The sequence below is a fragment of the Streptomyces regalis genome, from assembly GCF_001509475.1.
Lineage (GTDB): Bacteria > Actinomycetota > Actinomycetes > Streptomycetales > Streptomycetaceae > Streptomyces > Streptomyces regalis.
The window spans coordinates 1-5,478 of sequence record NZ_LLZG01000140.1 but is presented as its reverse complement, the minus strand read 5'-3'; the positions used below and the strand labels follow the sequence as shown (position 1 = coordinate 5,478).

Here is a 5,478-nt window from a genome sequence, read left to right as displayed (position 1 = left end):
GACTCGCCATTCCTGGCGGCCCCGACCAGCCACGCGGACTCACCGCTCTTCGCAGCCCCGATCCCACGAGCAGGCTCACCGGCCCCGACCGCATCGGCCACGCGGGCAGACTCACCGGCCGCGGCCACCTTGCCCACGCGCGCACGCTTACTGGCCCCGGCCGCCTCAACCACACGGGCGGGCTCACCGGCCCCGGTCGCCTCGGCCACGCGGGCGGGCTCGTCGTTCTTCGCGTCCTCGGCCGGCCTTGCCGCTGCGGCAGTTGTCGAGGCCGTGGAGAGGTCGGGGGTCTCGGACGCCGAGCGGGCCGTCGCTGGTGTCACGGAGCGGGTGGAGGCCGGGCGCACCGAGTCGGCTATGGCCTCGCGGTAGCGGGCCACCGTGCCCTCGGCTGCCTTCGCCCAGGTGAAGTTCCGCAGGACGCGGTCACGGCCGGCCGCGCCCAGGCGGTCCCGCAGCTCCGCATCGGCCAGCAGCCGGCTCAGCCCGGCGGCCAGCGCCCCGGGGTCCCCCGGCGGTACCGCCAGACACGTCTCGCCGTCGCGCCCGGCGACCTCGGGGATCGCACCGCCGGTCGTGGCGACCAGCGGCGTCCCCGTGGCCATGGCTTCGGCGGCCGGCAGGGAGAAGCCCTCGTACAGCGACGGCACGCACGCCACCTGCGCCGAGCGCACCAGGTCGACGAGCTCGGCGTCGGAGATGCCCTTGACGAACTCGACGGCGCCTTCGAGGCCGTACCGTTCGACGGCCTGCGCGACCGGCCCCTCCTCGGGTCGCTTGCCGACGACGACGAGGTGGGCGTCGGGGTGCTCGGTGCGCACCTTGGCGAGTGCCTCGACGAGGAAGACCAGGCCCTTCAGCGGGACGTCGGCGCTGGAGGTCGTGACGATCCGGCCGGGGATCTGCCGTACCGACGGATCCGGCGAGAACAGGTCGGTGTCCGCGCCGATGTGGACCACGTGGATACGGTCCTGGCGTACGCCGAGATGGTCGACGATCTCGGCGCGGGAGGTACCCGACACGGTCAGCACCGACGGCAGGCGGCGGGCGACCCGCTTCTGCATGCGCGTGAAGGCGTACCACCGGCGCACCGACATCCGCCGCTGCCAGCCCTCGGCCGCGTCCAGCTCCAACTGGCGGTCGACGGTGATGGGGTGGTGGATGGTGGTGACGAGCGGGGCGCCGACCTCGCCCAGCAATCCGTATCCCAGGGTCTGGTTGTCGTGCACGACGTCGAACTCGCCGCGCCGGGCGCGCAGATGGCGGCGGGCGCGCAGCGAGAAGGTCAGCGGCTCGGGGAAGCCGCCGGTCCACATGGTGGCCACTTCCAGCGCGTCGATCCAGTCGCGGTACTCGTCGCGCCCCGGGGTGCGGAAGGGGTCGGGCTGGCGGTACAGGTCGAGGCTGGGGAGCTCGGTGAGGGTGAGGCGGTCGGCGTACTCCGCGCCCTCGTCGAGGACGGGGTAGGGCTGGGAGCCGATGACCTCGACGCGGTGGCCGAGGCGGGCCAGCTCGCGGGAGAGGTGCCGTACGTAGACGCCTTGGCCGCCGCAGAACGGGTTCCCTTTATAGGTGAGGAGCGCGATGTCGAGCGGTCGCTCGCCGTCGGCGGCAGGGTCCTGTGGAGACCCGGCCTCCCTGGCCTCAGCGGTCACTCTGGGCCCCCTTCTCCCTGCACTGTCCCGCGAGATTACGCCGGGACGCTAATCTAGAACAAGTTTCAGACTTGATCGTTCAAGAGGCTCTGAATCTACCGGCAGGTAGCGCCGCTGTGAGCGATGGATCAGGTGATTCACGCCACGGCCGACGCGCTGGCATGCTCTGTCCGGTCACTCACCCTCACCGACTGTCACGGAACGGGATCCATGCCTGCGGAAGTCAGTAGCGCGAGCCCGGCCTCGCCGCCCCTCACCGAGCGGCAGGAGGCCCGTCGTCGGCGCATCCTGCACGCCAGCGCGCAGCTCGCCAGCCGGGGTGGTTTCGACGCCGTGCAGATGCGGGAAGTCGCGGAGTCCTCGCAGGTGGCGCTCGGCACCCTGTACCGCTACTTCCCGTCCAAGGTGCATCTGCTGGTCGCCACGATGCAGGACCAGCTGGAGCACATGCACGGCACGCTGCGGAAGAAGCCGCCGCAGGGGCGGACGGCGGCGGAGCGGGTGGCGGAGACCCTGATGCGCGCGTTCCGCGCCCTGCAGCGCGAGCCGCACCTGGCCGATGCCATGGTCCGGGCCCTGACCTTCGCCGACCGCAGCGTCTCGCCCGAGGTCGACCAGGTGTCCCGGCAGACGACGGTGATCATCCTGGACGCGATGGGCCTGGAGAACCCGACCCCCGAGCAGCTCTCCGCGGTCCGCGTCATCGAGCACACCTGGCACTCGGCCCTGATCACCTGGCTCTCGGGCCGCGCCTCGATCGCCCAGGTGAAGATCGACATCGAGACGGTGTGCCGTCTGATCGACCTGACGGCACCCACGGACGCAGAGGGGACACAGGGGCACATGGAGAAGCCCGGTCGCACGAGGCGTCCGGGCAGATGAATGACCTACGAGACGGGTTCCCTGCGCCGGCATTACCCGGATCAGGTACTAGGGGTCGCCTTCCGGTCTTCCGACCTCTCGGTCTTCCGACTTTCCGGCCTCTCAGCCCGGACCGTCGACGTCGGCCCCAGCGGAAGCCGTCTGCTTCCCGCCAGAGTCGGCTACTCCGGTTCGAACTCCCTCACTCGTCCCGTAGGCCGACTTTCATAATAGAACATCTCCCCCCAGAGAGAACACCCCGAAGGGCAATTTTCCTGGGCAAAATCGGGCATCACCGTCACCGGCGTTCGAAACGGCCCTCGATCTCCAGCCTCAGTCCTCCGGCGGAAACACCGGCTCCCCGCTCCCCAGCATCGTGATCACGATCGCCTCCACCGGGCAGCTCTCCGCCGCGGCCAGGATCCTCTCGTTGGCGTCGGTCTCCGGGTCGGCCGGACGGGACTGGCGGCCGGTGTCGAGGTGGAAGCCGTCGGGGGCGTGGTGGACGCACTGGGCCGAGCCGATGCACACCGACCGGTCGACCTCGACGTGCCAGCGGTCGCCCGCCCTCACGCTCGAACACGCTCGCGCGGGAGGCACCCCCATCGCTCACGCCTCCCAGCCGGCCGGAAGATGGATCATCTTGTGCTCCAGGTATTCGCCGAAGCCCTCGGGGCCGAATTCGCGCCCCAGCCCGGAGTTCTTGTAGCCGCCGAACGGGCCCAGCATGTCCAGGCTGAAGGTGTTCACCGAGTAGGTGCCGGTGCGGACCTGGCGGGCGACCTCGATGCCGTGCGCGGTGTCGGCCGTCCAGACGCTGCCGCTCAGGCCGTAGTCGGAGTCGTTCGCGATCTTCACGGCCTCGGACTCGTCGCCGTAGGGAAGGAGGCAGATCACGGGGCCGAAGATCTCTTCGCGCGCGATCCGCATCGAGTTGTCGACGTCCCCGAAGAGCGTCGGCTCGACATACCAGCCCCGCTCCAGCCCCTGCGGACGCCCGCCACCGGTGAGGATCTTCGCGCCCTCCTCCTGGCCGATACGGATGTAGTCGAGGTTCCTGCGCTGCTGCCGCTGCGCCACCAGCGGCCCCACCTGGGTCGCCGGGTCCAGCGGGTCGCCGACCACCAGCGCGCCCGCCGCCGCGGCGAAGGCCTCGGCGAACTCGTCGTAGCGGGAGCGGGGGAGCAGGATGCGGGTCTGGGCCACGCACGCCTGGCCGTTGTTCATCCACGCCGCCGGGACCACGCCGGCGACCGTCGCCTCGACGTCCGCGTCCGGCAGGACCACGGCCGCCGACTTGCCGCCCAACTCCAGGGTCACGCGGGTGAGATTGCGGGCCGCGACCTCCATCACGCGCTTCCCGGCCCCCACCGAGCCGGTGAAGGAGACCTTGTCGATCCGTGGGTGCCCGACCAGGTACTCGCTCACCTCGCGGTCCGCCGGGAGGATGGACAGGACCCCGTCCGGCAGCCCGGCGTCCTTCGCGATCTCCGCGAGGAGGTAGGCGTCCAGCGGCGACTCCGGCGACGGCTTGAGGATCACCGTGCACCCGGTGAGCAGCGCGGGCGCGAGCTTGGCGGCGGCGACGAACTGCGGGACGTTCCAGGGGACGACGGCCGCCACGACCCCGACCGGCTCGCGCCGCACGAGGATCTTCCCCAGCACGCCGTCGCGCTGTTCCTCGTACGTGAAGTTCCGCGCGACCGTGATCGCCGCGTCCCACACCATCATCGCGCCGAGGGCCTGCGCGAGGACGCTCCAGGAGTACGGGGAGCCGTTCTCGGAGGAGATCACGCGGGCGATCTCCTCGTGGCGCAGGGCGATGCCGTCCTTGATGCGGGTGACGACCTCGATGCGCTCGTCGAGCGACATCCTTGGCCAGGGGCCTTCGTCGAACGCCCGCCGCGCCACCGCGACCGCCCGGTCGACGTCGGCCGGCGTGGCGTGCGGTACGCGTCCGATGAGCTCTTCCGTGTGCGGCGAGATCACCTCGATGACGTCGTTGCCGAGGGGGTCGGTCAACTCCCCGCCGATGAACAGCTGTCCGTGTTCCACGAGCTCGGTCATGGCCGACTGCCTCCCCGGAGCGCGATTCTGACGATCTATCAGATACACAGAACTGATACCAGTTCCACCCGGAGGAGTCCACGGACCGCACACACCTCGCCCCTACGCTGATCAAGTGGGGGGAGGGGACTTGAGGATGACAGCACGCAAGCGCCACTGGGCGGCTTTCACGTCGGCGATGACGGTGGCCGTCTGCGGCGCCGTATGGATGGCGTCGTCCTGGGACGAAGTGAAGCGGAGCAACGGGGTGTCCGTCGACAGGGAGACGAAGAGCCCGCAGGAGATCAGGGAGTACTGGACCCCCGAGCGCAGAAGGCAGGCCGAGCCCGCCGAGATGCCTGTCTGGGTCCCCTGCGAGCACTTCCCTACCTCGCTCTCCCCGGACTGCTGGTAGATGACTCGGGCTCCCATCGAAACTCGTTCTAGTTATAGTGACCCGGTCGGCCGGAACGCATCGCGGCGATTGGGGAACCCATGGCGCAGGTGTACGACCACGGCGGCGGCGTCCGGTCCATCGAGGTCCCCATCCCTGACAACCCGCTCGGCCACACCCTCGTGTACGTCGTCGACACCGACCGCGGCCCGGTGCTCGTCGACACCGGCTGGGACGACCCGGCCTCCTGGGACACCCTCGCCGAGGGCCTGACGGCGTGCGGCACCGCGCCCTCCGAGATCCACGGCGTGGTCATCACCCACCACCACCCCGACCACCACGGCTTGTCCGGCAAGGTGCGCGAGTCCTCCGGCGCCTGGCTCGCGATGCACGCGGCGGACGCGGCGATCGTACGGCGCACCCGCGCGACCCGTCCCGAGCGCTGGTTCTCGTACATGGCGGACAAGCTCACGGCGGCCGGCGCCCCCGAAGCCCACGTGTCCCCGCTGCGCGCCGCCCGCC

General features: G+C 70.5%; 6 protein-coding genes. 3 read left to right on the top strand and 3 right to left on the bottom strand.

The genetic code is table 11. From position 1 onward, the window contains the following. The coding region (locus ADL12_RS19165) for a glycosyltransferase family 4 protein (protein ID WP_244187944.1) at positions 1–1,655 on the bottom strand (1,655 nt) is incomplete at its 3' end. A gap of 210 nt (positions 1,656–1,865) precedes the next feature. On the opposite strand from ADL12_RS19165, the gene ADL12_RS19160 reads away from it, so the two are divergent. Further along, entirely contained in the window at positions 1,866–2,537 is a 672-nt protein-coding gene (locus tag ADL12_RS19160) for a TetR family transcriptional regulator (RefSeq protein ID WP_062703889.1), read from the top strand. A 312-nt stretch (positions 2,538–2,849) separates the two neighbouring features. On the opposite strand, the gene ADL12_RS19155 is transcribed toward ADL12_RS19160, so the two are convergent. Next, entirely contained in the window at positions 2,850–3,122 is a 273-nt protein-coding gene (locus tag ADL12_RS19155) for a ferredoxin (protein ID WP_062703888.1), read from the bottom strand. Between the two features lie 3 nt (positions 3,123–3,125). Next, positions 3,126–4,583 carry an aldehyde dehydrogenase gene (locus tag ADL12_RS19150; RefSeq protein ID WP_062703887.1) on the bottom strand — a complete coding sequence of 486 codons (1,458 nt, stop codon included), beginning with the start codon at positions 4,581–4,583 and terminating at the stop codon, positions 3,126–3,128. 136 nt (positions 4,584–4,719) lie between these two features. On the opposite strand from ADL12_RS19150, the gene ADL12_RS54060 reads away from it, so the two are divergent. Next, positions 4,720–4,977: a hypothetical protein gene (locus tag ADL12_RS54060; RefSeq protein ID WP_159053203.1), complete on the top strand. Its 258-nt coding sequence runs from the start codon at positions 4,720–4,722 to the stop codon at positions 4,975–4,977. Positions 4,978–5,057: 80 nt separating this feature from the next. After that, positions 5,058–5,478: MBL fold metallo-hydrolase (locus ADL12_RS19140; protein ID WP_159053202.1), on the top strand; the 421-nt coding region annotated here is incomplete at its 3' end.

Bases quoted from the DNA above. Each gene is read 5' to 3' on its own strand.
- ADL12_RS19160 (WP_062703889.1), top strand. From the start codon at position 1,866: ATGCCTGCGGAAGTCAGTAGCGCGAGCCCGGCCTCGCCGCCCCTCACC.
- ADL12_RS19155 (WP_062703888.1), bottom strand. From the start codon at position 3,122: ATGGGGGTGCCTCCCGCGCGAGCGTGTTCGAGCGTGAGGGCGGGCGAC.
- ADL12_RS19150 (WP_062703887.1), bottom strand. From the start codon at position 4,583: ATGACCGAGCTCGTGGAACACGGACAGCTGTTCATCGGCGGGGAGTTG.
- ADL12_RS54060 (WP_159053203.1), top strand. From the start codon at position 4,720: ATGACAGCACGCAAGCGCCACTGGGCGGCTTTCACGTCGGCGATGACG.